The 25,210-nt window shown below is 59.5% G+C and carries 21 protein-coding genes and 6 pseudogenes; 14 read left to right on the forward strand and 13 right to left on the reverse strand.

Annotated features, from left to right (window positions below):
* Positions 1-144: 144 nt before the first annotated feature.
* Complete coding sequence (locus OKW27_RS02190) at positions 145-1,020, forward strand: cyanophycinase (protein WP_429332387.1); 876 nt, start codon at positions 145-147, stop codon at positions 1,018-1,020.
* Between the two features lie 247 nt (positions 1,021-1,267).
* Positions 1,268-2,092, forward strand: coding sequence for a cyanophycinase (locus OKW27_RS02195; protein WP_429332388.1), 825 nt, complete (start codon positions 1,268-1,270; stop codon positions 2,090-2,092).
* A 27-nt stretch (positions 2,093-2,119) separates the two neighbouring features.
* On the opposite strand, the gene OKW27_RS02200 is transcribed toward OKW27_RS02195, so the two are convergent.
* From OKW27_RS02200 to cphA, 3 genes are all read right to left on the reverse strand, one after another.
* Positions 2,120-3,814, reverse strand: coding sequence for a transglutaminase domain-containing protein (locus OKW27_RS02200; RefSeq protein ID WP_429332389.1), 1,695 nt, complete (start codon positions 3,812-3,814; stop codon positions 2,120-2,122).
* Positions 3,815-3,963: 149 nt separating this feature from the next.
* Positions 3,964-4,311 (reverse strand): hypothetical protein, encoded by a 348-nt coding sequence (locus OKW27_RS02205; RefSeq protein WP_429332390.1) that lies wholly within the window; start codon positions 4,309-4,311, stop codon positions 3,964-3,966.
* Between the two features lie 80 nt (positions 4,312-4,391).
* Entirely contained in the window at positions 4,392-7,190 is a 2,799-nt protein-coding gene (gene cphA, locus OKW27_RS02210; protein ID WP_429332391.1) for a cyanophycin synthetase, read from the reverse strand.
* Positions 7,191-8,735: 1,545 nt separating this feature from the next.
* Between cphA and OKW27_RS02215 the strand changes: the two genes are divergently transcribed.
* The 6 genes and pseudogenes from OKW27_RS02215 to OKW27_RS02240 all read left to right on the forward strand — a co-directional run.
* The gene (locus OKW27_RS02215; protein WP_090811471.1) at positions 8,736-8,954 is read left to right on the forward strand and encodes a hypothetical protein; all 219 of its coding nucleotides are present in this window, start codon (positions 8,736-8,738) and stop codon (positions 8,952-8,954) included.
* A 196-nt stretch (positions 8,955-9,150) separates the two neighbouring features.
* Positions 9,151-9,459 carry a hypothetical protein gene (locus OKW27_RS02220; protein WP_429332392.1) on the forward strand — a complete coding sequence of 103 codons (309 nt, stop codon included), beginning with the start codon at positions 9,151-9,153 and terminating at the stop codon, positions 9,457-9,459.
* Positions 9,460-10,214: 755 nt separating this feature from the next.
* Entirely contained in the window at positions 10,215-11,012 is a 798-nt protein-coding gene (locus OKW27_RS02225) for an alpha/beta hydrolase (RefSeq protein WP_429332393.1), read from the forward strand.
* Between the two features lie 3 nt (positions 11,013-11,015).
* Entirely contained in the window at positions 11,016-11,357 is a 342-nt protein-coding gene (locus OKW27_RS02230; RefSeq protein WP_429332394.1) for a hypothetical protein, read from the forward strand.
* Positions 11,358-11,469: 112 nt separating this feature from the next.
* Positions 11,470-11,739, forward strand: a pseudogene (locus tag OKW27_RS02235) (DDE-type integrase/transposase/recombinase); the annotation flags it as partial.
* A gap of 218 nt (positions 11,740-11,957) precedes the next feature.
* Positions 11,958-12,466 (forward strand): annotated as a pseudogene (locus tag OKW27_RS02240) (IS66 family transposase); the annotation flags it as partial.
* A 100-nt stretch (positions 12,467-12,566) separates the two neighbouring features.
* Here OKW27_RS02240 and nirD read toward each other — a convergent pair.
* From nirD to OKW27_RS02285, 9 genes and pseudogenes are all read right to left on the reverse strand, one after another.
* Positions 12,567-12,887, reverse strand: a complete 321-nt coding sequence (gene nirD, locus OKW27_RS02245) for a nitrite reductase small subunit NirD (RefSeq protein ID WP_090811477.1) — start codon at positions 12,885-12,887, stop codon at positions 12,567-12,569.
* A 1-nt stretch (position 12,888) separates the two neighbouring features.
* Complete coding sequence (locus OKW27_RS02250) at positions 12,889-13,257, reverse strand: SUF system Fe-S cluster assembly protein (RefSeq protein ID WP_090811480.1); 369 nt, start codon at positions 13,255-13,257, stop codon at positions 12,889-12,891.
* Between the two features lie 14 nt (positions 13,258-13,271).
* Positions 13,272-13,727 (reverse strand): Fe-S cluster assembly sulfur transfer protein SufU, encoded by a 456-nt coding sequence (sufU, locus tag OKW27_RS02255; protein WP_429332395.1) that lies wholly within the window; start codon positions 13,725-13,727, stop codon positions 13,272-13,274.
* Positions 13,724-14,977 (reverse strand): cysteine desulfurase, encoded by a 1,254-nt coding sequence (locus OKW27_RS02260; RefSeq protein ID WP_090811483.1) that lies wholly within the window; start codon positions 14,975-14,977, stop codon positions 13,724-13,726. The genes sufU and OKW27_RS02260 overlap by 4 nt, the downstream gene beginning before the upstream one ends.
* The gene (gene sufD / locus OKW27_RS02265; RefSeq protein WP_090811485.1) at positions 14,974-16,296 is read right to left on the reverse strand and encodes a Fe-S cluster assembly protein SufD; all 1,323 of its coding nucleotides are present in this window, start codon (positions 16,294-16,296) and stop codon (positions 14,974-14,976) included. Before sufD ends, OKW27_RS02260 begins: the two co-directional genes overlap by 4 nt.
* Entirely contained in the window at positions 16,293-17,084 is a 792-nt protein-coding gene (sufC, locus tag OKW27_RS02270) for a Fe-S cluster assembly ATPase SufC (protein WP_429332396.1), read from the reverse strand. The genes sufD and sufC overlap by 4 nt, the downstream gene beginning before the upstream one ends.
* A gap of 29 nt (positions 17,085-17,113) precedes the next feature.
* The gene (gene sufB, locus OKW27_RS02275; RefSeq protein WP_429332397.1) at positions 17,114-18,562 is read right to left on the reverse strand and encodes a Fe-S cluster assembly protein SufB; all 1,449 of its coding nucleotides are present in this window, start codon (positions 18,560-18,562) and stop codon (positions 17,114-17,116) included.
* Entirely contained in the window at positions 18,559-19,062 is a 504-nt protein-coding gene (locus OKW27_RS02280) for an SUF system Fe-S cluster assembly regulator (protein WP_429332398.1), read from the reverse strand. Before OKW27_RS02280 ends, sufB begins: the two co-directional genes overlap by 4 nt.
* A 718-nt stretch (positions 19,063-19,780) precedes the next feature.
* Positions 19,781-20,201: pseudogene (locus tag OKW27_RS02285) on the reverse strand (AraC family transcriptional regulator); the annotation flags it as partial.
* 369 nt (positions 20,202-20,570) lie between these two features.
* Between OKW27_RS02285 and OKW27_RS02290 the strand changes: the two are divergent.
* Both OKW27_RS02290 and OKW27_RS02295 read left to right on the forward strand, forming a co-directional pair.
* Positions 20,571-21,713, forward strand: a complete 1,143-nt coding sequence (locus tag OKW27_RS02290) for a porin (RefSeq protein WP_429332399.1) — start codon at positions 20,571-20,573, stop codon at positions 21,711-21,713.
* A 77-nt stretch (positions 21,714-21,790) separates the two neighbouring features.
* Positions 21,791-22,896, forward strand: a pseudogene (locus OKW27_RS02295) (tannase/feruloyl esterase family alpha/beta hydrolase); the annotation flags it as partial.
* Between the two features lie 21 nt (positions 22,897-22,917).
* On the opposite strand, the pseudogene OKW27_RS02300 reads toward OKW27_RS02295, so the two are convergent.
* Positions 22,918-23,177 (reverse strand): annotated as a pseudogene (locus OKW27_RS02300) (sigma 54-interacting transcriptional regulator); the annotation flags it as partial.
* Between the two features lie 28 nt (positions 23,178-23,205).
* Between OKW27_RS02300 and OKW27_RS02305 the strand changes: the two are divergent.
* From OKW27_RS02305 to OKW27_RS02320, 4 genes and pseudogenes are all read left to right on the forward strand, one after another.
* Positions 23,206-23,631 (forward strand): annotated as a pseudogene (locus OKW27_RS02305) (TSUP family transporter); the annotation flags it as partial.
* Between the two features lie 44 nt (positions 23,632-23,675).
* A complete protein-coding gene (locus OKW27_RS02310; RefSeq protein WP_429332400.1) occupies positions 23,676-24,107 on the forward strand; it encodes a YeeE/YedE family protein in 432 nt (143 codons plus the stop codon).
* A gap of 1 nt (position 24,108) precedes the next feature.
* A complete protein-coding gene (locus OKW27_RS02315) occupies positions 24,109-24,546 on the forward strand; it encodes a YeeE/YedE family protein (protein WP_184058742.1) in 438 nt (145 codons plus the stop codon).
* 63 nt (positions 24,547-24,609) lie between these two features.
* Positions 24,610-25,140 carry a cytochrome b gene (locus OKW27_RS02320; RefSeq protein ID WP_429332401.1) on the forward strand — a complete coding sequence of 177 codons (531 nt, stop codon included), beginning with the start codon at positions 24,610-24,612 and terminating at the stop codon, positions 25,138-25,140.
* Positions 25,141-25,210: the final 70 nt, after the last annotated feature.

Consider the following 25,210-nt stretch of genomic DNA (forward strand, 5'->3'; position numbering starts at 1 on the left):
TGCTGCACAGCGCCCACGAAGGTGCTGCCCGACTGATTCAGCATGGTTGTGGCGCTGCTCGAATCATCGGGCAGATAGCTGCGATTGCCGTGCCTAGGGCGGACCGCCAGGTCGCCGGTCAAGCTTTGAGAAGGAGTGAATGGTATGCGTTCCGGAAGATCGCCGAAGGGTGCCGCGCGAGGCTTTATTATCCCTATTGGCGGCGCGGAAAATCGGGTTCAGAACCCGGTTATTCTGCGCCGTTTCGTGAAACTTTGCGGTGGGTCGCGCGCGCACATTGCGGTCATCCCCACTGCCTCCTCGCTGGATGACACGGGGGATCTCTATGAGTCGGTGTTCCGCGATCTCGGCGCTGACCGAGTCAGTATCCTGCCATTCAAGACACGCCGCGACTGCGAATCGGACAGATACCTGAAGGTGCTCGATCGCGCCGACGGGGTCTTCATGACCGGGGGCGACCAGGTACGCCTCGCCGAGATGCTGAGCGACACGCCAGCGGCGGAGAAGCTTCATAGCCGTAACGCACACGGCATGCACGTAGCCGGGACCTCGGCCGGGGCCTCCGCCATGTCAGCTGCCATGATTGCCGGGGGGAAGAGCGGGGCCACGCCCCGCGCCGGGATGGTCGACCTGGCACCAGGCTTGGGGCTCATCAGCCGTTTTGTTATCGACCAACACTTCGGTCAGCGGGATCGGCTCGGACGCCTGCTCACGGCAGTGGCTTCCATCCCGTTTGGGGTGGGCATTGGGCTGGACGAGGATACGGCTGCGTTCATCGGTCCAGACGAAATGCTGGAGGTGGTAGGTAGCGGCGGCGTCACCATCATCGACGGGTCGAATCTGCGCAACTCTGCAGCTGATTCCGTTCGCCATGACGACCCGGTAGGCTTGACCGGAATACGTCTGCATATCCTGGTTGATGGCAATATGTATCATCTCGGGACGCATAGCCTGGTAGGCGGTACGTTGTCTGCGCGGAGTTACGTCCCCAGTGGATCGAACGCTACTGCTCTGATCTGATCGGCTAGAAGAGGCAAAAGCGGATCATCCACGAAGCGGGGCAGCGCGTATTTGTGCTGCCCCGCTCCACGTTCCGGTTGCCGATATAAAATCGCATATCATGCGTCAACCCCTCGAAGACGCGAAGATAAGACGTCAGCTGATTCAAGCCTGGCAGCCACAAAGCTCCGGCCGGAAAAGTGGGTTACGTGGTGGCTGCACGAGACTTGGGCTACTTCAAGATTTGGCCACTCTATCGGAGTGAAAGTTGAGTCGTGCAAAGGCGCCCATTGGCGGTACACGAGGCTTTATCGTCCCCATCGGGGGCGATGGAAGGCTAATACGAAACGCTGCCATCCTGCGCCGCTTCATCGAGATTTGCGGCGGCTCCCGCGCGCATATCGGCATCATCCTTACGGGCTCCGCGACCAAGGACGCCGGCCGCCGTTATGAAAGGGCGTTCCGTGATCTGGGGGGGGATCGGGTCAGTGCCCTCAAATTTGAGACCCGAACCGACTGCGAGGCGAAGCGAAACCTGGACATGCTCGATATTGTCGACGGGCTTTTCCTCACGGGGAGCGACCCGGTCCATCTTTCCGAGACGCTAGGTGGTACTTCGATGGCGCAGAAAATTCGCAACCGGAATGCACACGGTATGCACGTGGCCGGCACCTCCGCTGGCGCAGCGTTCCTGCCCGGGCAGATGATTGCGGCCGGTGAGAGTGGCACTACGCCGCGTGCTGACATTGTTCAATTAGCGCCGGGCTTGGGCCTGATCGAGCGGTTGATCATCGATCAGCACTTTCGCCACCAGGACCGTCTCGGGCGTCTGCTCATGGCCTTGACTTACAACCCACTTGCCATCGGCATCGGCCTGGATGAAGACACCGCCGCCTTTATCGGTCCGGATCATAGGCTGCAGGTTCTGGGCAGCGGCGGCATCACCATTGTGGACCCCTCCCAACTGCAACACTCCGCCATACATCCGGATCGCCGCCATGCCCCAGTAAGCGTAGTTGGCCTGCACCTGGACATACTGGTTGAAGGCAGCCTGTATGATTTAACAGCGCATATGGCGAGCATAAGGAGCTAATTTCGCATTCATCCCGTCAGGGAGCGACTAGTGCAACGAAGCCTCCCGGAGAATCTTGATCTGAATGTCAGGTACAAAAAAGTCCGAATACATCAGATCGTTACCGACCTTTTCCCAGGAGTCGGGCCTGCATATCTCGCACATCTTTTCCGTCCTGCTGTTTTCTATATAGATCCACGACAGAGCGCCAAAAAACCTTTCGTGCCTTTCCGGCAGATTGTCCGATGAGCTTTCCATAGGTACCCATCCTACCGCGGGGACATAGAACTCTACCCACGCATGATCATAATCCGGCACACAGACCGAGTTGACCCTTGCATATCTCAGTTTGTACTCGGGAACCTTGAAATCCCCGACCGGCCTGCATGCCACCCCGCAAAGCCTCATTAATCCTATCAACAGCTCCATGTACTTCCCGCAAGTCCCTTCGCCGCTTCTCAAGGTCTCAACGGGACTTGTATACGTGTTGTTGTAGCGGTACGCCAATCTGCTATAAACATATTCACGCACGGTTTTCGCAATCTTGACTACATTTCCGCGCTCTTTTCTCGGGATCGCCGAAATCAGGTCCTCAGCAATGCGCCTTAACTCTTGCCTATCCATATCGTACCTGAGCTCTTTCTTAAGAAATCGTGTCTTAATTTCCTCTGGATAACCTGAATCCGGGGCATTCAACTTGAACCTTATCCCATATAGTTCAATTACGGCGCAGTAGCCGAAGTAACGGCGTTCTTTATCAAGCTCAACGCCCCTGAAATCGAATTCCGCAATCTCGTTGCCGCTTTCGTCCCTTCTTATAACCCCAGGAACATCTCCAATAATTTTTACTGATTTCACCTTCTGCCTTCGCGTCTCGACCGGAATCGACAACCTGACGCACATCTTGACGCCCTTGATCCTTTCCAGAATATCATGGACAGGCTTGAGCATTTCGGCATAAGAAAATTCCACTTCGTAACCATCCGAAAGCCCGAAATTTCCAGCCATACCAAGCCCAATTATTTTATAATCAAGTTTCTCTATAAATCCATCTGAAATGTTCCGGTTGAGTTTTATGTTTGGACTGTTGTCGACATCCGGCTTCGCGCTCGCATCATCAAAGACGTCCCAACTTTTCTGATTGTAGTATATATAGATGCCAGATCTTTCTATATCTGATGTTTTAACTGAAGCTATTCCACACGCCCCCTCATGGGGCGTCGTCAGCGATGCCAAATGAGTCCCGTCAAGACTGTATATATAAATGGCCCGACTAATGTCACTCAATATGAAGAGGCGATCCCCATGCAAGGTAATGTCGTTTATTCTATTGCCCACATCCACTGACCGTATTGGCCGATCCCCATCCAGAATGAACAAGATCCCGCTACTGTCAGCCACGTAATATCTACCCTCTTTCCAATATAGACCGACAACATCTTTTGCCTCATTGATTGTGATGGTGTCCATAACTTCATAGACCATCCCATTTTCTATCCCGATCGCATAGATTCTATTAAAATGCGAATAATTTATAATGCCATCCGGTCGCATAAATATGGCGCCTGCCCCGTTGAACTCGTTGAAGCTCCTGAAGTTGACAACACCTTGAAAGAATCCCGTCCGAACGTCAATTTTGCCAAGAGCCCCAAGCTCCGGATCTACGACGAAGATCGCATCTTCCTCGTTGCTATCTATAGAGGTGATGTTCTTTGCAAAAAGCGGCTTTATCGAGGTGACCACAAATCCCCCGGATCCTTGTGATCGATGAGGCACGGGCCGGGCATAGCCCGACCCATTCTCTCCAAGTCTTGTCGAAGCGGCGCTTGAGACCGCAACAGAACTCCTTGATGGTGTGCGCTGCGCCTTTTGCGCACAAGCCACCAAGATCGCTAATGCTGCCGGCCTCTCGACGTTTCCCTCTCCCTGCCTCTGAGGTTTTCTCGCTCACTGTCTCTGAGGTCTTCTCGCTCACTGCCTCTCAAGTCTTCGTGCTCGCCACCTCTCAAGGCCTCTTGAATAAAATCGGCAAAGTCCGAGAGGTGCCTTAGATTAGAATCCAAGGAATTGCGCGAAGACCCGCACATTGCTTCATGACGTATCAGGTCCAGGGCGATTTCGACGGCCATCCTCCGCTTCGAGGAGGCATCCAGGGTGTCGTCGTTATCGTTGTAGAGAAGAAATTTCTGTTTCTCATCCATTTTGACTCTCCAAGGTATTCCATGAAGGATGGACTTCATGCGTCATCCGCCCTGAAGCCCTGTCACCAAGTCAGCCTGCGACCGCCTGGCATATCGTCGTAACCACGGCGAAAACTCATTCAGTCTTCGATCTCTCGCGCCAACCGCACGCCGCGCTCGTCACGGATGATCTCCATGCTACTACTCTCCCACTTGAACCCGCCTAGGTCGTCCAGACGGATCCTGGCCGGGATCGGCCTTCTGTCAATGGCGTGCCCTGTTTGCGGATTCGGCCTGAAACGCACGATCTGCTCCCAGGCACGGGTGTAGTCTTCGCTCAACAAGAGGAGCAAGTCGCCAGGCCCGGCCATTTCGAGCGCCGACTGATTCGCCGTCTGCTCATCGGCTATGACCTCGATCTGCTCTGCCCCGACTCCATTCTTGCGTAGTGACTCTCGCAGCATTTCCGGCACTTCAAGGTGATCCCGCCCACGCGAGTCACTGTCCCTGTGACAAATGTAGTGCTCAAAGTGTCCCGCCGCGATACGGCCGATCTCCAGGATGTCCTCGTCACGGCGGTCGCCTGGAACCGTCAGCGAAACGATCTTCGCACGCTCGGCTCCCAACCGGTCTACCAGGCCGCACATGGTTTTCACGGCCGCGGGGTTGTGGGCATAGTCCAAAATCACCCTGAAGGGGTGCTGATCGTAGATGTTCAGGCGACCGGGGGTCTGGAGGAAGGTGTTGTCAAAGGTGCGTAGACCACGGCGGATGCTCTCGAGATCGATCCCGAGGCCGTGGGCGAGGGCCGCAGCGAACATCGCGTTCTGCACATTGTGGAGTGCGAGTCCCTGCACCGTGGCCGGGATCACATGAGTCCACAACAATGGAAAACGGTGACCGATGTCCCACAGGCAGACCATGTGGCCGTTTATCTGTTCCTCCAGTACGACCGCCACGCCTCCCGCCTGGACGTGCTCATTTACCAAGGGGTGACCAGCATTCATGGTCACGTAGCCCAGGCGGTTTGCGTGGCTATGATCCGCCATCTTCAGGCACAAGGTGTCGTCAGCGTTGAGGACGGCCATCTCCTTCGCCACCTCGATGACGATGCGCTTGACCTCCGCCATTTGCTCCACGGTTTCGACCCCGCGCAGACCCAGGTGATCGGCGGTCACATTGAGGCAGCCCGCAACGCTGCATTCCGGATAGCCCAGCCCCCGCCGCAGCAGGCCGCCCCGGGCCGTTTCCAGTACGGCGGCATCCACGGCACGGTCCGCAAGAATCATGCGGGCGGACGTCACTCCGGTCATGTCACCCTTCACAGTCAACCGTCCGTCGACATAGATGCCATCGGTTGTGCCCAAACCCACCGTGTACCCCGCCAGCTTCATGATATGAGCGAGCATGCGTGAGGTGGTGGTCTTGCCATTGGTGCCGGTAACGCTGGCAATGGGGATGGTGCTGGGAGCACCGGGTGGAAACAGCATATCGATGATGGGTCCGGCAACGTCCCTGGGCGTGCCTTCAGTGGGCGCCAGATGCATCCGTAGACCCGGGCAAGCATTCACCTCGCACATGGCTCCGCCGGTCTCACGATATGGCGCGGAGATATCCGTAGTAATGAAATCAGCTCCCCCGACGTCCAGGCCGATGGCCCTGATGGCCCGGACGGCCATCTCCCGGTTGTCCGGGTGCACCCTATCGGTAACATCGATGGCGGTGCCGCCGGTGGAAAGGTTGGCGGTGGCACACAAGTAGACGATCTCGCCCGCCACAGGCACCGTCTTGGGACCATAACCCTTGTCAGCAAGGAAGCGTTCTGCCACGCCGTCGAGCTCCACGCGGGTGAGCACGTTTTCATGTCCCGCACCCCGGCGTGGATCCTGGTTGACCTCTTCCACCAACTCCTCGATGGTGTGAACGCCGTCGCCCAACACATGTGCGGGGATGCGTCTGGCAACTGCCAACAATTGATCATTGACGACCAGCATGCGGTAATCAGACCCCGGTATATAGCTTTCGACGAGCACTGCCTCGCTGTACTCCTGAGCCCTCTCAAAAGCCAGCTCCACCTGCTCCGAGGTAGTAACCTCAACGGATACTCCCTGTCCGTGATTAGAGTCCAATGGCTTGATCACAACGGGATAGCCGATCTGTTCCGCACCATGGACGGCGTCGCGGGCGCTATAGACCTTGCGCTGCCTCGGCACCGGCAGGCCCGCGTCACGCAGGATCCGGTTGGTCTCCCCCTTGTCCGAAGCCAGGTCTACTGCGATTTGACGGGTCTCGCTGGTGAGCGAAGCCTTGATGCTTTTCTGGAAGCGACCGTAGCCGAGCCGTATCAGGCTCCCGCGGTTTAGGCGCGTACATGGAATCGCGCGCTTCATGGCGGCGCTCACCAATGCGGCAGTGCTAGGTCCAACGTCGCAACTCCGCGCATAACGGATGAGTTCATCCAGTTCATGTTCAAAGTCGAAAGCGTCATCGAAGTTCCGCTCCGGCTTCAGCTTCAGGTCTTCAGGAAGGAGGTGCTCGAGCAGGGCCAGGGAAAGGTCTCCGGCTTGCCGACCGACATCCTCGTCCAGGTATTCGTAGACTATGTCGTAATGCCCGCGCGGCCCAGCGGCGCGCGTCTTGCCGAAACTCACATCCGAGCCTGCCACCTTCTGCAGTTCGATCGCTACGTGCTCCATGACATGGCCCAGCCACGTTCCTTCGCCTTCGACCATTCGCCGCACGAACCCACCGGGGGCTTGATAGGAACAGCCATGTTCCCGAAGGCCGGGCAGATAGCCAAGGAGACGATCGATGAAGCCTTGGCCGAGGCGCCCGGTTGGCCACTCTTCAAGCACCCCCAGATCGATGGTGTACCGAATGACCGGGAAATGGGCATGAATATTGGGTCCTTGATAAGCGATGAGTGACTTGACTTCCATTTCATGACCTCCTGCAGTCTCGTTTCAGGTCATTGGTCTCCAAAGCCGCCGAAGTCCCTACAGCCATGGCCTGATCTGATGCGGTTGTGAGGTAGATGGGAGACGAAATTGGGGATCGTGCACGCGAGCACTGTCCGGCAAGCCGCAAGCACCAACGTGACTCGACGGGCCTTCGCTTCGTTTTCATGCAGGGAATGGACTCGGCCAAGATGGCAGAACAGCGTCGCCACGAAACGACTCCGCCTTGACAGCGCGTTGCCGGGATGAGCAGCACTAGCCTTCTTTCTCATTGGTCCTGACCTGGTCCGCTCGATGAGCGCGAGGACCTGACTGGACATGCTGCAGGGTGCCTTCACGTCGTGCTCCTGGCCGGTGGTAGATGTGTTAAACGGTCACCCACACCCTAACGCTCCAGCGTCATAACCTGGAACTGGTCGAGAGTTATTTACAGGTAAGACGCGTGCCACTTTGTAGTCGTCGCAACAGAGACGCACTCATGGGTGTTCCAGGCACGATGAATGCCCGGAACCATCTCCGACCGATCGGCCACTTTAAAAATAGAGGCATTTCCAGATAAAGCAACATCTCTTCCGTAATTTTCTGCCCGACATTTGAGATCTTGCCGAATCCGAACGCCTATCGGCTCTCAGGAGCAAGGGACCTCGGCGAGTAACTGTCCTTGCGTCACGGCGAACGTGGCCCAACCGAGGAACCACAGATTGCCCGCGCACCGTTGCTCCATGGCAGATGATTCGCCTGAACAACGTAAGTCAGATCATCCACCATCGTCCACTTCGGCGTGTCGGGACCGAGAGTCTCGTCCGGGCCGATCGCTCGATCGCTCGAATAGGCTGGCGGTTCCGCAAAGCCGACAAGAGAGTGCGATTAGCGACCACGCACATTAGCAACCACGCACGAGTGTCCGGAATGGCCGATGAAGCAACGTTCATCCTCGCGAATGGAATGGCCGCTTGCTGGGGCGGATCGGACGTCTGAACGGCCGAACGATCATGTGGGCGAGTGACGCTTCTTGGCCGATAGCACCAGTTCGATGAACGTTTTACAGAGGTGACGTTGGAATTCTCAACGGCAGCTTTCCCGTGGTTGGTGTGAACGCGTACTGTCGGCCATCAAGCGTCATTCGTCCGTTCCGTCGCGCAGACATTCAGACGGCGGGTCCGCCCCCGCAAACGGCCATTCGATTGCCATCGGGCGGACGTTGCTTCATCGGCGTAGGCCGACCGGATCGGCGGTAGGTAGCCCAAGAGCGGTCGGTCGACATCGACGTCCGGATCGTTGGCAATCGATGCGCACCCGTATTCGGATGGAGCGTTCCCATGCGAATTCTCGTTGCTGTCCTGCTCTCGCTGGTCAGCGAGCTTTGCTGTTACTGCCTACGATGTACATATCGTTCTTAAAGCGTTTTGGGCCGAAGAGTCGCAGCCCCAATTCATCTTGGCAGAGTGACAGAGCGACCTTGGCGGTGACAACGAGGTCCACCTCGTCCAACGCGACGACGATTAGGGCAATCGTTTGGAGACAGCCATGCATTTCGACTACCAACAATTCCACATCGACGCGTCACCTCTTGATGAAGGCGGCCGCTATTACGCTCGCGCAAAGATCTACCGGCGCGCCTCGGCGAGTGGCGATGCCGTCGAGGTAAAGTATTCGGGCGACCTCGGCGATTATCCCTCCGACGCGGATGCTATTGAGGCGGCGCAGCGTTGGGCGATTCAGTGGTGCGACGAGAACTCCGCTTAGGCTTCACTATCCAGGTCCAGGCTGTCCCGAAGTATTCGCCGCACCCACCAGACATCCAGTTCGGGGGCACGCGTCAGGCGAGAGCGATACGTGCAGCAAGGGCTGACAACGGCCCTCACGACCGGTCTTGCTGATCCCCGGCAAAAGAAGCGGCGCATAATGCACACATCCCTTTGTCAGGATGATGGAGGTAGATGTGACAACTTTTGCTATCGACGCCGTTCGCATCAACCCGACGAACGACAGGTTTACCCATGTGCGTTGGGCTCCCGTCGATCCGGCGACGCGTGAATGGCTGTCCCCCCCGGCGATTGTGGAGGTGGTCGAAGTCGTCGCCGCGATCCGTCGGGGAGATGTTGTTTGGTCCCTTTTTACGCTTGGTGGCACACGGTATCTCGGGCCAAAAATTGTGTCTGTCTCTCACACCGACGGACACGCCGGGATCGACACGGATGTCCCTGGCGATCATGTCGAAAAATGCATTGACGATTTGCCGCACCTTTGACGGCATACCTTTGAGGCCGTCGGCGATCGGACTGTGAAAGGTCTGGACGGGTCGGTAAGACTCGTTGATGGACGGAGAGAGCTGACATTCGCCGACGCCAGTTTGTAAAAGTCAGCAAAGCGATACGCGACAGCCGCACCGATTTGATCGGCGAACGTCGGCTCAGGCCGATGACCCACCCGTAGCCTTTCCGCGACGAAAGTCCGCTTCACTCTTCAAAGAGCCATTGATGCTTCGACATGCCGGAAGTCGGCTCTGGGTCGGCAAGACTCATCCATCCATGACTTAGCTGACATTCATCGGCACCGGGTTGCGAAGGTCAGCAAAGCGACCTGCTGCCGCCGCACGCTGCCCGATCGGCAACCGACCGCTATGGCCGAAGTGTACGCGACGGTTATCAGGCAGGTCTTCTGGAGAACCAGCCATCCGGATGACGGCTTTGAGGATAAGGGGGCCGGATTCGCCCGATGAGAGGTGCGCCAAAAAGCGGGCGCACGAGCCGGGACGTAGCATTGTTTCGCACGGCTAGCGTCGGTCGCGCTCGATTTCAGTCTGTTCTGGGCTGCTTCGTACGGACCAACCCCGCGCCTGGTCGCGTCGCTCGGAAAATATCGAGGGTACAAGGCAGGGAGATACTCTCCGTACCATAACTTGGACGCCCACATCCTGACGACACGCCTGAATATGAGCGGTGGCGACCGCGCGCTAAACTGGGTGTGTGCTATCGAAAAGTTCGGTGGGTCGAGAGCAAGACGATGAAATTCACCCGAATGATGGTCGGCCTCGCCGTCGCGTACATGACCGTGTTAGCCGGAGTCGCCATCTTGCAGGATCGTTTTCTCTACTTCCCTCAGAAGGCCGCAATCGAGGAGGTCACCTCCGGCGGACTGCGCGCCTGGCCGACACCTGAGGCGTTCAGGGGCCTCGTGGCGGAGCCGGCCGGGTCCGCGCGCGCCACGGTCATCGTCTTTCATGGCAACGCGGGGCATGCCGGCCACCGCTCATTCTATGCCGCGGCGCTCACCCGGCTCGGGCTGCGCGTGATTCTCGCCGAATATCCAGGCTACGGGCCGCGCGCCGGGGCGTTAGGCGAAGCGAGTTTTGTCGACGATGCTCAACAGACCATCGCGCTCGCACATCGCCTCTATGGAGCGCCGCTCCTGCTCATCGGCGAATCGCTTGGGGGCGGCGTGGTGGCCGCAGCCGGCTCGCGTGAACACGACAAGATCGCCGGTTTAATGATGATCACGCCATGGGATCGGCTCGAGCACGTCGCCGCTTATCACTATCCGTGGCTGCCCGTGAAGTGGCTGCTGCGCGACCAGTACGACAGCGTGACCCATCTGGCGTCGTTCGACCGCCCGATTCTCGTCGTGGTTGCGGAACGGGACAGCATCGTCCCTACGCGCTACGGCGAGGCGCTTTACAACTCGCTGTCCGCACCGAGAAACCTCGTGGTGGTGAAGGCGGCTGACCATAACGACTGGATTGGCCACGTCGACGAAACCTGGTGGCGGGAGGCGACCGACTTCCTTCTCACGCCTTTGCATTGAAATATGAAGACGCCACCGGTCCCGTCCAGCTCGGAGCGCATCTATGTTCTCGATGCGAAGAACAGGCCTGTCGAGGTGTTCGACCACGGCGCGTGGTCGCGCTGGATGACGGAAAACGAACTGATCTTCCGCCGCACACTGCTGGACGACTACGGTGTAACGGTCACGACCCGCTTCCGTGGTGTGTCCAAACCGAAAACCGAGGAGGCTTTGCTGTTCGTGACGCGCGTCGCCGGAATGCAGGCGCAAGACAACAGGAGCTACGGAGCAAGTACGCTCGATGAGGCGCTGGAGCAGCATGAGCGGATCGTGCAGAAAATCCTCCGGATAATGACAGGGCGGTGACCATCACAGCACGACGATTCTGCGGAGCCGTAACCCCAGGGAGTCGTCCATACATGGTGAAAACGGCGCAAGCGAATCGGTTAGAGTGTCCTGCTGAACGAATAGAGAGCCGTCGTGGCGTGTCGATGAAACGTAGCTGAAGATCCGCGGCAGGTGGGTGTAGGTCTGCCGGGCGGTGAATCGGGCCGGCCAGACAGTTGACTTCATGCTACGTGCAAAGCGCGACGTGAAGGCGGCCAAAGCCTTTTTTAAGAAAGCTCTCAAACATCAGGGCAAGCCGCCGAAGACCATCTCACTGGATGGCTATGCCGCCCCACAACGCGCGGTGCGTGAGATGAAGGTTCGATCCTCGAAATATCTCAATAACCTGATTGAACAGGACCTACCTGTCTAGCCGTGAGGAAACTGATGAGCCGCGAATGATCTGTGGGCTTTACGAACCCTCATTGTCCGATGACGTCGAAACGCTCCTCGGCGAAATGAACCTGGGGAAACTTCAAGAAGGTCTTGTACATAACCGCTGCAGGAAAAGCAGTCGATCACACGACCCCGGGCTTCGATCGCGCTTATTCGGCCGCGATGGACATTTCCCGACAACATGCCCACGCGAGAAGAAAGTTCTACGACATCCACGTGCGCACGCCGTCCGACACAACACAAAAGGCGCTCGAATATATTGGCGGGCTCTATGACATCGAGGCCTCCATTCGCGGCAAGCCAGCGGCCGAACGGCTGCGAATACGGCAGGAGAGAGCCAGGCCACTGCTTCAAATCTACGAAGCGTGGCTCAGGGCAAAGCTCGAAACGCTTTCGTCAAAGTCCGATGCAGCCAGGGCAATCAACTACTCGCTGAACCAGTGGAGCGCACCGACGCTGTATTGCGAAGACGGTACGCTCGAGATCGACAACAACATCGCGGCGAACGGGCAGCCGCGATGTACGCACTGATCGGAACTTGCGCACTGAATGACATCGATCCGCGCGCCTATCTGGACTACGTGCTAACCCACATCGCCGACCACAAAATCAATTGCATCGACGAGCTCCTGCCTTGGTGTGTGGCCAACAAACTGCACACGCGAGCCAGTCCGCCGAATCCCGCCACCTGACCGCCAGCTCCAGTTCGCCATCATGCCTCACGCGCGCGCGAATGGACGAACGGCCCAGCTGAGCCGCTTACTGAGAACGAGAGCCGGTCGACAGCGCACCTCAATCCCACCGCTCGTCACGCACCTGAACGACGCCCGCCTCGATCCGCACCGGAAACGCCACCACATCCTCATATGCCGGCGGCGCCAGCACCTTTCCGGTCCTGATGCAAAATCGTGCACCGTGGCGCGGACAGACGACCACGTCGCCTTCCACCACACCGCCAGTCAGGATGCCGCCGTCGTGCGGGCAGACATCCTCGATTGCGTAACAGGTGCCGTCGACGTTGAACACAGCAACCTGCGCGCCATCGACCTCGACGCTGCGAACAGACCCGGCCGGAAAATCCCCGATCGCAGCGACATCGACCCAGTCGGACATGTCAAAGCATCCCCAATTGCAGGCGCGCCGCATCCGACATCCGGTCTCTCGACCACGGCGGATCCCACACCAGTTCAACGTGCACGTCGTTCACTCCGCTCGCCGAGAACACCGCATCCTCCACCGTCGCCGGGAAGGTCTGCGCGACCGGGCAGCCTGGCGCGGTCAGCGTCATGCGGATCCCAACGCGGCCTTCGGCTTCGTCCACGTCAAGACCATAAACAAGCCCCAGATCGTAGATGTTGACCGGAATCTCCGGGTCGAACACGGTGCGCAGTGCATCGATCACGCGTTCTTCAAGACCTTCTGTTGTCGTGCCACTCCCGGGTTGTGCGGCCTCAGCACGCTTCAGCCAGTCGAATGTGCTCATCGTCTGCCTCATTCTCACTCTGTCGAAACGGGGCGATGCTTGTCGTGCAGCGCGGCGTGGAGCGTATGCCAGGCCAGCGTCGCGCACTTCACACGCTCGGGAAATTCACGTACACCGGACAGCACCGCCAGCTTGCCCATCTCCGGCGCGGCTGTCGCCTGCCCTGCAGCGGGCGTCGTCACCATGTCGTGAAAGCGCCCGAACAGCGCTTCGGCCTCTGCTTCCGTTTTGCCTTTCAGCGCCTCGGTCATCAGCGACGCTGATGCTGTCGCAATTGCACAGCCCGCGCCTTCGAAACTCGCTTCTTTGACGATGCCGTCCTCGATTCGCAGATAAAGCGTAATCCGGTCGCCGCACAGCGGGTTATAGCCCTCAGCCGTGTGATTGGCGCCGGACAGTCCATGACAGTTACGCGGCCGCCGGTAGTGGTCGAAGATGACTTCCTGATACAGATCGCGCAGATCGCTCATTTTCCGAATATCTCCCTGACCTTTCCGAGACCTTCGATCAGCGCATCGATATCCTGGTGCGTGTTGTAGAGGGCGAGCGACGCGCGCACGGTCGCCGGTACGCCGAAGCGCTGCATCACCGGCATCGCGCAATGATGGCCCGCACGCACCGCGATGCCGTGATGATCGAGAATCGTGCCGACATCATGGGCATGCACGCCGTCGAGCACGAACGACAAAATGCCTGCCTTGTCGCGTGCGCTACCGATAAAACGCAAGCCCGGTATCACCCGCAGGGCGGCCGTCGCATAGGCGAGCAGTTCGTTCTCGTGCGCGGCGATGACTTCCATGCCGATGCTGTCGACATAGTCGAGCGCCGCGCCCAGCGCAATCGCGCCGGCAATGTTCGGCGTACCCGCTTCGAACTTCCACGGAATCGCGTTGTATTCCGTTTTCTCGAACGTTACCGATCGGATCATGTCGCCGCCGCCCTGCCATGGCGGCATCGCTTCAAGCAGTGCGGCCTTGGCGTATAGCACGCCAATGCCGGTCGGTCCGTACACCTTATGCCCGGACAACGCGTAGAAATCGCAATCTATCGCGCGGACGTCGACCGGCAGATGCGTGATTGCCTGTGCACCATCCAGCAGCACCGGCACGCCCCGCGCGTGTGCCGCTGCAACGATGCGCTCCACCGGATTGATGCTGCCGAGCGCGTTGGCCAAGTGCGTCATCGCGACCAGCCGCGTACGTTCGCTTAACAAGCGCTCGTACGCGCCGGCATCGAGTGCGCCCGTATCGTCGATCGGCACGACTTTCAGCGCCGCGCCCGTCTGCTCGCAGACGAGCTGCCACGGCACAATGTTCGAATGGTGCTCCATCGCGCTAATCAGGATTTCGTCGCCGGGCTTGATCCGCGGGCGAGCATAACTCTGGGCGACGAGATTGATCGCTTCGGTCGTGCCACGCACGAACACGATCTCCTCCGGACGCTGCGCATTGATGAAGCGTGCAATCTTCGCGCGTGCGGCCTCGAATGAATCGGTCGCGCGCTGAGACAGCAGATGCACGCCGCGGTGCACATTGGCGTTGCTATGCCGGTAGTAAGCGTTTTCCGCGTAGATGACCGAGGCAGGCTTTTGCGTCGTGGCGCCATTGTCGAGATAGACCAATGGACGGCCATGCACGCGCTCGCCCAGAATCGGAAAATCGGCTCGCCAGTGCTCGACATTGCGCGGATCGGGCGTCTGCATCTGTTCGATCGGCTTCATAGCAACTCCCTGATGCGCTCGCCTTCCGGGGTGCGCGCGAACAGCAGGTTTTCGAGCCGGCCACGCAGCGAATCGATGCGCACACCTTCGACAATGTCGCGCGCAAATGCGTATGTCAGTAGCGCCCGTGCCATGCGCTCTTCGACACCTCGTGCACGTAAATAGAACAGCTGGTTGTCGTCCAGTTGACCGACCGTCGCGCCGTGTGTGCATTTCACGTCGTCGGCGTAGATCTCGAGTTGCGGCTTCGTGTCGATTTCCGCATCGCGTGACAGCAGCAGGTTGTGATTCGCCTGATGCGTGTCCGTTTGCTGTGCATCGCGATGCACGATGACGCGCCCGTTGAACACGCCGCGCGCTGCGCCGTCGAGCACCCCGCGGTAATGTTCGCGACTCGTGCCATGCGGCTCTGTGTGATCGATGCGCGTGTGGTGATCGACGTGCTGCCGGCCCCCGACAAAATAGAGACCGTTCAACGTGGCTTGCGCGTTCGCGGCGTTCAGGCTTGTGCCGATACCAGTGCGCGACAACGCGGCGCCGAACGCGAACGCATGTGAGGTAAAACAGCTGCCCCGTTGCTGCGCAGCGGCGAGCGACGCGATATGAAAAGCCTTCGGGCCCTCTTGCTGCAACCGGTAGTGCTGCACGTCCGCCTGCTCGTCTGCGACGATGCGGGTAACCGCATTGGTCCAGTACGCGTCGCCGCTCAGCCCTACAAAATGCTCGACGATCGTGCAGCCCGAGCGTGCTCCTGCAAGCACGACATTGAACGGCTGCACCGCAAGACCCGCTTCGTCGGTCAGGAACAGGATCTGCAGCGGTTGATCGATGACCTCGCCAGGCGGCAGCACGATGGCAAACCCATCCGTCATAAACGCCGTATTTAGCGCGGCAAAGCCATCTGAATACGCCTGCGAGGCGAATGCCGATTCCAGTTGTTGTGGCATTTCTCTCAACGCCCGGGTGAGCGAGCCCACAAATACCCCGTGTGGCAAACCATTCAGTTTCGACGGCCGCGGCACATGCCGACCGTTGACAAAGACCAGTCGATGCGCGGCAGGGTCCAGCTTGAGTTCATCGATGACGTGCCGCACGTTGCTATCGTCCGTGCGTTGTGCCTTGAAATGCCAGGGACGCTTGCCAATCGCCGACACGTTCGTGTATTTCCAGTCCTCGTGCCGCGTGGTCGGCAAACCCAGCGCGTCGAACTGGTCGAACGCGCTTCGGCGCGCGGCGCGCAGCCATGGAAACTCAACGCCGGGCAACGTCTTCGCGAGTTGCCCAAACTGATGGAAATAGTCGAGAGATTCGTTTTTCATGGATGCCCCGCACTTTCCTCGCTTGCTGTATTTTCTGGTTGCACCGCTTCATCGTCGATCCAACCATAGCCTTTACGCTCCAGCTCCAGCGCCAGTTCACGGGACCCCGACTTCACGATCCGGCCATTCGCCAGCACATGCACGCGATCCGGCACGACGTAGTCCAATAGCCGCTGATAGTGCGTCACGAGCACGATCGCCCGTTCTGGACTGCGCATGCTGTTGACGCCCTGCGCGACAATCTGCAATGCGTCGATGTCGAGTCCGGAATCCGTTTCGTCGAGAATGGCGAGCCAGGGCTCCAGCACGACCATCTGCAGAATCTCGTTGCGTTTCTTCTCTCCGCCGGAAAACCCTTCGTTCACGGCGCGATACAGCAGACTCTCGTCCATCCGCATCAGCGTCATCTTCTCCTTGACCCGTTGCAGAAACTCCATCGCATCGAACTCCGGCTCGCCACGATACCGCCGCTGCGCATTCAGCGCCGCCTTCAGCAGATAAACGTTGCTCACGCCGGGTATCTCGACGGGATACTGGAACGCGAGAAACAGTCCTTGGTGTGCGCGCTCCTCGGGTGCGAGCGCCAGCAGGTCGCGGCCGAGATACGAGACCTCGCCGCCCGTGACAGCAAAGTCCTCGCGCCCGGCCAGCACCTGGGCAAGCGTGCTCTTGCCCGAGCCGTTCGGACCCATGATCGCGTGCACTTCGCCGGCCCTTACATCCAGATCGATGCCACGCAGAATTTTCTTGCCGTCGACTTCGACCTGCAGATTACTGATTTCAAGCATGGTCCGAATCCCTCGCGAATCGCTGTGGGTTATCCCACGGCGCCTTCCAGGCTGACGCCGAGCAGCTTTTGTGCCTCGACTGCAAACTCCATCGGCAGCTCCTTGAAGACCTCCTTGCAGAAGCCGTTCACGATCATCGACACCGCATCTTCCGGCGACAGCCCACGCTGCCGGCAATAGAACAACTGGTCTTCGCCGATGCGTGATGTCGATGCTTCGTGTTCGACCTTCGCGGTCGGGTTCTTGACCTCGATGTAGGGGAATGTGTGAGCGCTGCAACGGTTTCCGAGCAAAAGCGAATCGCACTGCGTGTAGTTGCGCGCGCCTTCCGCCGCACGGCCGACCTTCACGAGGCCGCGATACGCGTTCTTTCCGCGGCCCGCGGAAATGCCTTTCGACAGAATCGTGCTGCGCGTATTGCGGCCGAGGTGAACCATCTTCGTCCCGGTATCGGCCTGTTGATAGTGGTTGGTCAGTGCCACCGAATAGAATTCACCGACCGAGTTATCGCCCTGCAGGATCACGCTCGGATACTTCCACGTAATCGCCGAACCGGTTTCCACCTGAGTCCATGAAATCTTCGAATTGGCCTCGCGGCAGTCGCCACGTTTGGTCACGAAGTTGTAGATGCCGCCCTTGCCCGACGCATCGCCCGGATACCAGTTCTGCACGGTCGAATAGCGGATCTGCGCCCCTTCCAGCGCGACCAGCTCAACCACAGCGGCATGCAGTTGGTTTTCGTCGCGCATCGGCGCGGTGCAGCCTTCCAGATAGCTCACGTACGCGCCTTTGTCCGCGACGATCAGCGTGCGCTCGAACTGCCCGGTGTTCTGGGCGTTGATACGAAAGTAGGTCGACAGTTCCATCGGGCAGCGCACGTCCGGCGGGATATAGCAGAACGAGCCATCGCTGAACACGGCGGAATTAAGCGCGGCGAAGAAATTATCGGTGTGCGGCACGACCGAGCCGAGATACTTTCGCACCAAATCAGGATGATGCTGTATGGCATCCGAGAATGAACAGAACACAATGCCGAGTTCCGCCAGCTTTTCGCGGAACGTAGTCGCTACCGACACGCTGTCGAATACCGCATCCACCGCTACGCCCGCCAGCAGTTCGCGCTCCCTCAGCGGCACACCCAGCTTTTCGTAGGTACGCAGCAGTTCCGGATCGACTTCATCGAGACTCTTCGGACGATTCTTCTGCGTCATCGGCGCGGAATAATAGATTATGTTCTGGTAATCGATCGCCGGGTGTTCGACCGTCGCCCAATGCGGCTCGGTCATCGTGAGCCAGTGGCGATAAGCCGCGAGTCGCCATTCGAGCATGAACGCCGGCTCGTCTTTCTTCACCGAAATGAGCCGGACCACATCCTCGCTCAGCCCGCGCGGAAGCGCATCGGCCTGCAGATCAGTCACGAAACCGTGCTGGTATTCGCGGATGATCAGTTCATCGAAACCGGTTGTGGATGCGCTCATGCGTGGCCTCCGTCAATCGACTTGCGCGCAGGCGTCGCGCCCGCGCGATGGGTGGGGATAGTACGCGCGCGGATCGCGCTGATATCGACTGCGCGCAAGGTGGGGCCCGCCATGTCCGCCAGCGTGACCTGCTGCAACGCTTCGTAAATCAGGCGATTGACCTTCTGCCAGTTGGCTCGCACCGCGCACGCCGCCTCCTGGATACACAGGCCTGGCGTCGTGCTGCATTCGGTCATCCCGATCGGGCCGTCGACGACGGCGATCACCTCCGCCAGCGTGATCCGCGCTGGCGGCCGCGGCAGCAGGTAGCCACCGTTTGTGCCGCGCAGCGACTCGACGACACCACCGCGCGTCAAGACTTTCAGCACCTTTGACACCGTAGGCCCCGCGACGCCGGTCGCCGCAGCAATGCTGCTTGCGCTGTGGACGGCATCGGGATCGCGCGCCATCGCAGTCATGATCACCGTGCCGTAATCGGCAAGTTTGCTCATGCGCAACATCGGAACATCTCCCGTTTTAATCAGGACCCTTTTGGTCCAGATTACATCGAAACGAAAACCGCACGTTTGGAGTGAGCGACACTGTCCTGTGTGGGGATTCCTGGCCACGTCGCGAATCGCTTTCCGTTTCGGGAGAAGTATTTCGCGAACGGCCCAACGCCAATTCCATTCTAGACCTGTATATATAACCTTGTCAGTGTATTGGTCTTCGTGACGGACCGCTCTGGCGAGCCACGCTCCATCGACCGCGAATACCCACTCGCCCGACGAGACATCAATTGTTTGATATCCAGAATATCGAAAACTGATTTAAAAGCCGGAATCCGCGTGTTCAGCGCATACATGAAAGCCCGGAGTCCACGGTCACCGTTGCCGGTTGTCGCTGTCGGATGAATAATCCCCCGTCAAGATTCGGGCGTTTTACGTGCCCTAACGATGACGGCCCCTTTCGTCCGTGCCTGCATGAGATTGCCCTTCAAGGCGTACAGGCAATTAACAATTTTGCGCCGATAAATTCTGATTATTTCGTTTTCAGAAAAAGTATTTTACGAAGTAGGCGTTTACCCATGATGGATACCTCCTGTTCCAAACGATAGGTGTCCACGAAAGCGGGTCAACTCCAGAAGGTCACATTCGGGTAGGTTTGGGTGCGACTTCTGTCCTTGCACTACACGATCTTTGACTTTTCAGGATGCATCGTCAGCCCACACTCCGTCAGCGAGAGCCGCTCGATGGTTAGCGGCTCCTGCAAATGCGCACGGATGTATTCCTCCACCGTCGTACATAAAACGGCGCAAGCGGTCCGCGCTCGCGCGTCATGCCGCTTCGTACGCTGTTCGGTTGACCGTAGATAAGCGCGTTCAGCAGTGTCGACTCGAACTGCTCAAATGCGAGTGGATAGCGCAGCGGATGCGCCTCCGTACTCATGATTTCCGCGAGCATCGGCAGCAACTGCATCAGGCACACCCCTGTGCCGACGTCAGTGCGAATTCTGGCTCGAATTCGATTGCCCCACCCGCCGCGTCGCCGAAATGACGCTGTGCATGACGCTCAAGCACATCGCGCTCGATACGCGGGATGGCCTGCGGGCAAGCTTCGCCCCACCGCATGCGCAGCGCCAGCGTGGGCGACACCAGCGAGCCGGCGAGCGTCCATATTGAAGTGGACCTGCGCGTAGGCGAGCTCATACAGTTTGCGCTGCTCGTCGGAAGGGCAGCCGTCACCGATCAATGCTCGCCTCGCATCTATCCCGCTGCATAGGGTATCTACCGAACATTTCATGCTTGCGTTGTCAGGATACCTGATATCAAATACGGAACTATCGCGACGGACAGGCGCGTCTTCCAGGACGCGCTTTATTTTGTTCTTTATATCAGCCTGCCTGATATTGCATCAACGGTGATCGGCGCCAGCATTCCCGTCACGCTCATCGCTGCAATCGCCTGAAACCGAAGATCCCTCAACCGCAGTTCAACAAAAAAACATACAACTGGTCTGGAGACATCACCATGCAATTGAAGTCGACTCACGTTCTCATGTTCGGTGCGCTATGCGCGCTGAGCACTGGAGCCTTTGCGCAATCGAGCATCACGTTGTATGGCATCGTGGACACGGGGATCGAGTATGTCTCGCACGCGAACGCGAAGGGCGACAGCGTCTTTCGCATGCCATCCGTTACCGGAGAGTTCCCATCACGCTGGGGGCTGCGCGGCAACGAAGATCTAGGCGGCGGCTACAGCGCTGTCTTCACGCTCGAAAGCGGCTTTAACGTGCGCGACGGCAGTTCTGGACAGGGCGGGAGGCTGTTTGGACGCCAGGCATTCGTCGGCATGAAAAGCCCGTACGGAACGCTCGCGTTCGGCCGTCAGTACACGATGACCTATCTTGCGGTTCAGGGCGCCGACATCATCGGTCCGGACATTTACGGCATGGGCTCCCTGGATGCCTATGTGCCCAACGCACGCGCCGACAACTCCATCACCTATCTTGGCTCGTACAAGGGCTTTACGCTGGGCGCGGGCTATTCATTCGGACGGGACGCGGCGGGTACCGGCAACTCGCCGGGACAAGGAACCTGTACCGGCTCGGTTCCAGGCCACGCCACGGAATGCCGCGACTGGTCCGCGATGCTCAAGTACGACTCTCAATATTTCGGCGCTGCTGCGTCGTACGAGGAGCAACGCGGCGGCGCGACCGCAGCCGCCAACTTCTTCGACGGAATTGCGCCGACACCTCTCATCAACGCCGCGGACAAGGACGCCCGTACGCAACTGAGCGCCTATGCGCAGTATGCAGGCGCGAAGATCGGCGCAGGTTGGATTGGACGCCGCGTAGTGACCCAGTCGCCGACAGTACCGAATATCCGTTCGGATCTGTTCTTCCTCGGCGCTTCGTACATGGTCACGCCTGCGTTCCTCCTCGATGGCGAAGTGTTTCGGATCATCAATAGCGACCACAATACCCGCGCCACGATGGGAACGTTACGCACCACCTATCTTCTGAGCAAGCGTTCGTCGGTCTATGCGCAGGCTGCGTATCTCGCGAACAGCGCGAAGGCGCGCTATTCGGTCAGCGGTGGCGGCGGTGGGACCACGCCAGGCGCGGGCATGGGTCAAACGGGCGTGATGGTCGGCATTAAACACATGTTCTGATTGGGGGGAGAGAATGAAACGAACTTCAATTGCTATGTGCGTATCGGCAGTGTCCGCGATGCTGGCGGCCTGCGGCGGATTATGGCTATAACGCCGTTGCTACGCTCACGCCAATGGCCAGGCAGGTCATCAAGTTGGCTTATGGCAAGGGCCCCGACCGCAGCTACTTCGAAGGTTGCTCGAACGGGGGCCGTCATGCGATGGTGGCGGCAGCCAGGTCTTTCGCGGATTACGACGGCATCATTGCCGGCGACCCCGGCTTCCATTTGCCAAAGGCGGCGATCGGGCAGATGTGGAGCGCACAACAGCTAGCTACCGTCGCGATCGCCAAAACGTCGTCCGGAATTGCCGATATCACCACCGGCTTGACGACTGCTGAAAGGCAGCTCATCGCGTCGAAGGTCATCGCGAAGTGCGATTCGCTGGATGGTGTAGCGGACGGGATGGTGCAAGACATCAAAGCGTGCCAGGCGAACTTCGACCTGGCCACGGACGTACCGACATGTTCGAGCAATGGGCGCGACGGCACCTGTCTTACGGCGGCTCAAAAGCAAGCCGTTGGAAATATTTTTTCTGGGGCGAAAAATAGCGCGGGCACTGCGCTCTATGCGAGCTTTCCGTATGACGTCGGTGTCAACGGATCAGGCTGGGCCGCGTGGAAGCAAGGCAATTCGATCAGCCTTGACCCGGCCGCGGCGGCCTTCGTATTTACGTCGCCGCCGCAGAGCGCTTCGCTGCTCAGCTCCATCAGCGCCTACGCTCTGAACTTCAACATGGACAGTGACGCGCCGAAGATCTTCGCAACGAGCGGTGTCTATTCCGAATCTTCGTGGTCATTCATGACCCCGCCGAACGAGACTGATTTGAGCGGTCTGAGGAGCCGGGGCGCGAAGTTGATCGTCTATCACGGGACGAGCGATCCAGTGTTCTCGTCGAACGATACAGCGGCGGTCCGACGGCCGATCAGTTCGACATGCTGACGCCTATGGTGGCATGGGTCGAGCAAGGGCAAGCGCCGAACCGGGTCATCGCAACGGCTCGCGACACGACCAACGCGATTCCGAATAGCGAGGTGCCGACTAGCTGGGGTGCCGGGCGCACGCGTCCGCTCTGCGCGTATCCGAAGGTGGCCCGCTATACCAGCGGAGACGTGAACTCGGCAAGCAGTTTCACTTGCAGCTAAGCCGCTGACCGTGCGAGGGGGGAGCGCCATCGCATCCGCGGAAATCGACGCTTTATGCGACGATCCGGCGCGCGCCGACGCAATGCGCCGCAGGATCGAATCCGCGAGCAGCGCGATGTCGTCGACACGCTCGCGCACCGCGGGCAAATGAATCAGAAACGCACTGATCCGGAAATACAGATCGGCACGGAACTGGCCGTCCGCGACCATCCGCTCGAGCGGCTTGTGCGTGGCCGCGACGAGCCGGACACGCGCCTGAAGGTGCCCGTTTCGATCAGCCGCCGCCGGCGCGCGTCGCGCGAGGCACAATCGTCAATCTGCGTCGCGCATGTCGACCCGGCGACCGGCCGCTTTCGCTGGACCTGGCCGACCGCAGCCGCGCTCGCGGCCACCGGTTCGCTGACGGGACTGATGACGGGGATGCTCGGTGTCGGCGGCGGCTTCATCATCGTGCCGATGATGCGCAAGCTGACGGACGTGTCGATGCACGGTATCGTCGCGACTTCGCTGATGGTGATCGCACTCGTCGACAGTGGCGGCGTTCTCGCGACGGCCACGCACGGCGCAACGCTTCCACTCGAAGTCGCGTTGTGGTTCACTGGCGCCACCGCCGCCGGTATGCTCAGCGGACGGCTTGCATCGCATCACATCGCCGCGCATCAGGTGCAACTGGGCTTTGCGAGCATCCTCGTCTGCGTGGCGCTCGGCCTGCTGGTCAAAGCGGCACTGATGTAAGCGCTGCCGCTTCCCTCCAACCCACACGACAGTCAACCTGAACGATGATCGATCTCGACCATTTCACCCCGCTCGCGTCCTTGTGCGGAGGCCTGCTGATCGGCGCCGTGGCGGCGGCGATGGTGCTTTTGCTGGGCCGCATCGCCGGAATCAGCGGGATAGTCGGCGGCCTGCTGCGCTGGACCAGGCGAGACGGCGCATGGCGCGTCGCCTTCGTTGCCGGGCTGGTCGCTGCCGCGGTAATCGCGCGCGCGGTCGGTGCGCCCGTCGCGATCACTGTCGACGCGTCGTGGCCGGCCGTGATCGCGGCCGGCTTTCTGGTCGGCATCGGCACCCGCTATGGCAGCGGTTGCACGAGCGGACACGGCGTGTGTGGCATTTCACGCGGCGCCACGCGCTCGCTCGTAGCGACGGCGACGTTCATGGCGGCCGGCTTCGTCACCGTCTATATCACGCGACATCTTCTCGGAGCCTAGGATGGCAACAGTCGTTTCATTCGTATGCGGGCTGCTGTTCGGCTTCGGCCTGCTGTTGTCGGGCATGGCCAACCCCGCCAAAGTGCTGGGCTTCCTCGATTTCGCAGGACGCTGGGACCCGTCGCTCGCGTTCGTGATGATCGGCGCGGTGGCTGTCGCAGCAATCGGCTTCGCGATCGCGAAGCGCCGCGGCAAGTCGCTGCTCGGATTGCCGATGCAGATTCCCGCGTCAACGCACGTCACGCGAAGGCTGATGGTGGGCAGCCTCGCGTTCGGCGTCGGTTGGGGAATTGCAGGGTTCTGTCCCGGCCCGGCGCTCGTCGCGCTCGGACTCGGGTCGGTGAAAGCGTGGGTGTTCGTGGCGGCGATGATCGCGGGAATGGCCGTCTTCGAGTGGTTGGAACGGCGCAGACAGGCGGCCTTGGCGACTGCCCCTTAACCTGGCCTTAAGGCGCGGCCGTGTACGATCTGTTTCGACTGAATCCAACTCACAGGCTCCCCTATGCAAGTCTCCACTGAACACCGCTATGACATCGTCGCACGTTTGTTCCATTGGCTCGTCGTCGCGCTGGTTGCCGCGCAGTTCGTGATCGGCTGGACGATGCCCGACGTGCACCGCGATACCGTGCCGGACGGCGAAATCGCCGGGCACCTTGGCGTCGGCACCGCACTGCTCGCAGCGATGGTGTTACGGGTGCTGTGGCGCGTGACTCATCGGTCGCCGCCGGACAACCTGCCGCCGCTGTTTCGCGCCGCTTCGAAGCTCACGCACCTCGCGCTGTATGTGCTGCTCGTGCTGGTGCCGCTGCTCGGCTGGATCAACGCTTCGTCGCGCACGTGGACGGTCCGCCTCGCCGGACTTGCCTCGTTGCCCTCACTGTCGGCACCGGGTTCGTCATTCGGACATGCGATGGGCGATGTTCACGGCGTCCTCGCCTGGGTGCTGTTCGGCGTGATCTGCCTGCATATCGCAGCGGCGATGTTTCATCAGTTCGTCGCCGGCGACCGCGTTCTGCAGCGCATGAAGATCTAGCGCGACACATATCGCCCAAGCTGGAACGACTTGATTTCCGCCATGTCCTGAGTGACGACATAAGGTCCGA

It is taken from the genome of Paraburkholderia sp. 35.1 (genome assembly GCF_050436525.1).
In the GTDB taxonomy this organism is placed as follows: domain Bacteria; phylum Pseudomonadota; class Gammaproteobacteria; order Burkholderiales; family Burkholderiaceae; genus Paraburkholderia; species Paraburkholderia tuberum.

Coding starts and splice junctions, on each gene's coding strand:
- OKW27_RS02260 (WP_090811483.1), bottom strand. CDS start 14,977: ATGAAGCCGATCGAACAGATGCAGACGCCCGATCCGCGCAATGTCGAG.
- sufU (WP_429332395.1), bottom strand. CDS start 13,727: ATGAGCGATCTGCGCGATCTGTATCAGGAAGTCATCTTCGACCACTAC.
- nirD (WP_090811477.1), bottom strand. CDS start 12,887: ATGTCCGACTGGGTCGATGTCGCTGCGATCGGGGATTTTCCGGCCGGG.
- OKW27_RS02225 (WP_429332393.1), top strand. CDS start 10,215: ATGAAATTCACCCGAATGATGGTCGGCCTCGCCGTCGCGTACATGACC.
- OKW27_RS02290 (WP_429332399.1), top strand. CDS start 20,571: ATGCAATTGAAGTCGACTCACGTTCTCATGTTCGGTGCGCTATGCGCG.
- OKW27_RS02205 (WP_429332390.1), bottom strand. CDS start 4,311: ATGAAGTCCATCCTTCATGGAATACCTTGGAGAGTCAAAATGGATGAG.
- sufC (WP_429332396.1), bottom strand. CDS start 17,084: ATGCTTGAAATCAGTAATCTGCAGGTCGAAGTCGACGGCAAGAAAATT.
- OKW27_RS02280 (WP_429332398.1), bottom strand. CDS start 19,062: ATGTTGCGCATGAGCAAACTTGCCGATTACGGCACGGTGATCATGACT.
- OKW27_RS02250 (WP_090811480.1), bottom strand. CDS start 13,257: ATGAGCACATTCGACTGGCTGAAGCGTGCTGAGGCCGCACAACCCGGG.
- sufB (WP_429332397.1), bottom strand. CDS start 18,562: ATGAGCGCATCCACAACCGGTTTCGATGAACTGATCATCCGCGAATAC.
- cphA (WP_429332391.1), bottom strand. CDS start 7,190: ATGGAAGTCAAGTCACTCATCGCTTATCAAGGACCCAATATTCATGCC.
- OKW27_RS02230 (WP_429332394.1), top strand. CDS start 11,016: ATGAAGACGCCACCGGTCCCGTCCAGCTCGGAGCGCATCTATGTTCTC.
- OKW27_RS02320 (WP_429332401.1), top strand. CDS start 24,610: ATGCAAGTCTCCACTGAACACCGCTATGACATCGTCGCACGTTTGTTC.
- OKW27_RS02315 (WP_184058742.1), top strand. CDS start 24,109: ATGGCAACAGTCGTTTCATTCGTATGCGGGCTGCTGTTCGGCTTCGGC.
- OKW27_RS02190 (WP_429332387.1), top strand. CDS start 145: ATGCGTTCCGGAAGATCGCCGAAGGGTGCCGCGCGAGGCTTTATTATC.
- OKW27_RS02215 (WP_090811471.1), top strand. CDS start 8,736: ATGCATTTCGACTACCAACAATTCCACATCGACGCGTCACCTCTTGAT.
- OKW27_RS02310 (WP_429332400.1), top strand. CDS start 23,676: ATGATCGATCTCGACCATTTCACCCCGCTCGCGTCCTTGTGCGGAGGC.
- sufD (WP_090811485.1), bottom strand. CDS start 16,296: ATGAAAAACGAATCTCTCGACTATTTCCATCAGTTTGGGCAACTCGCG.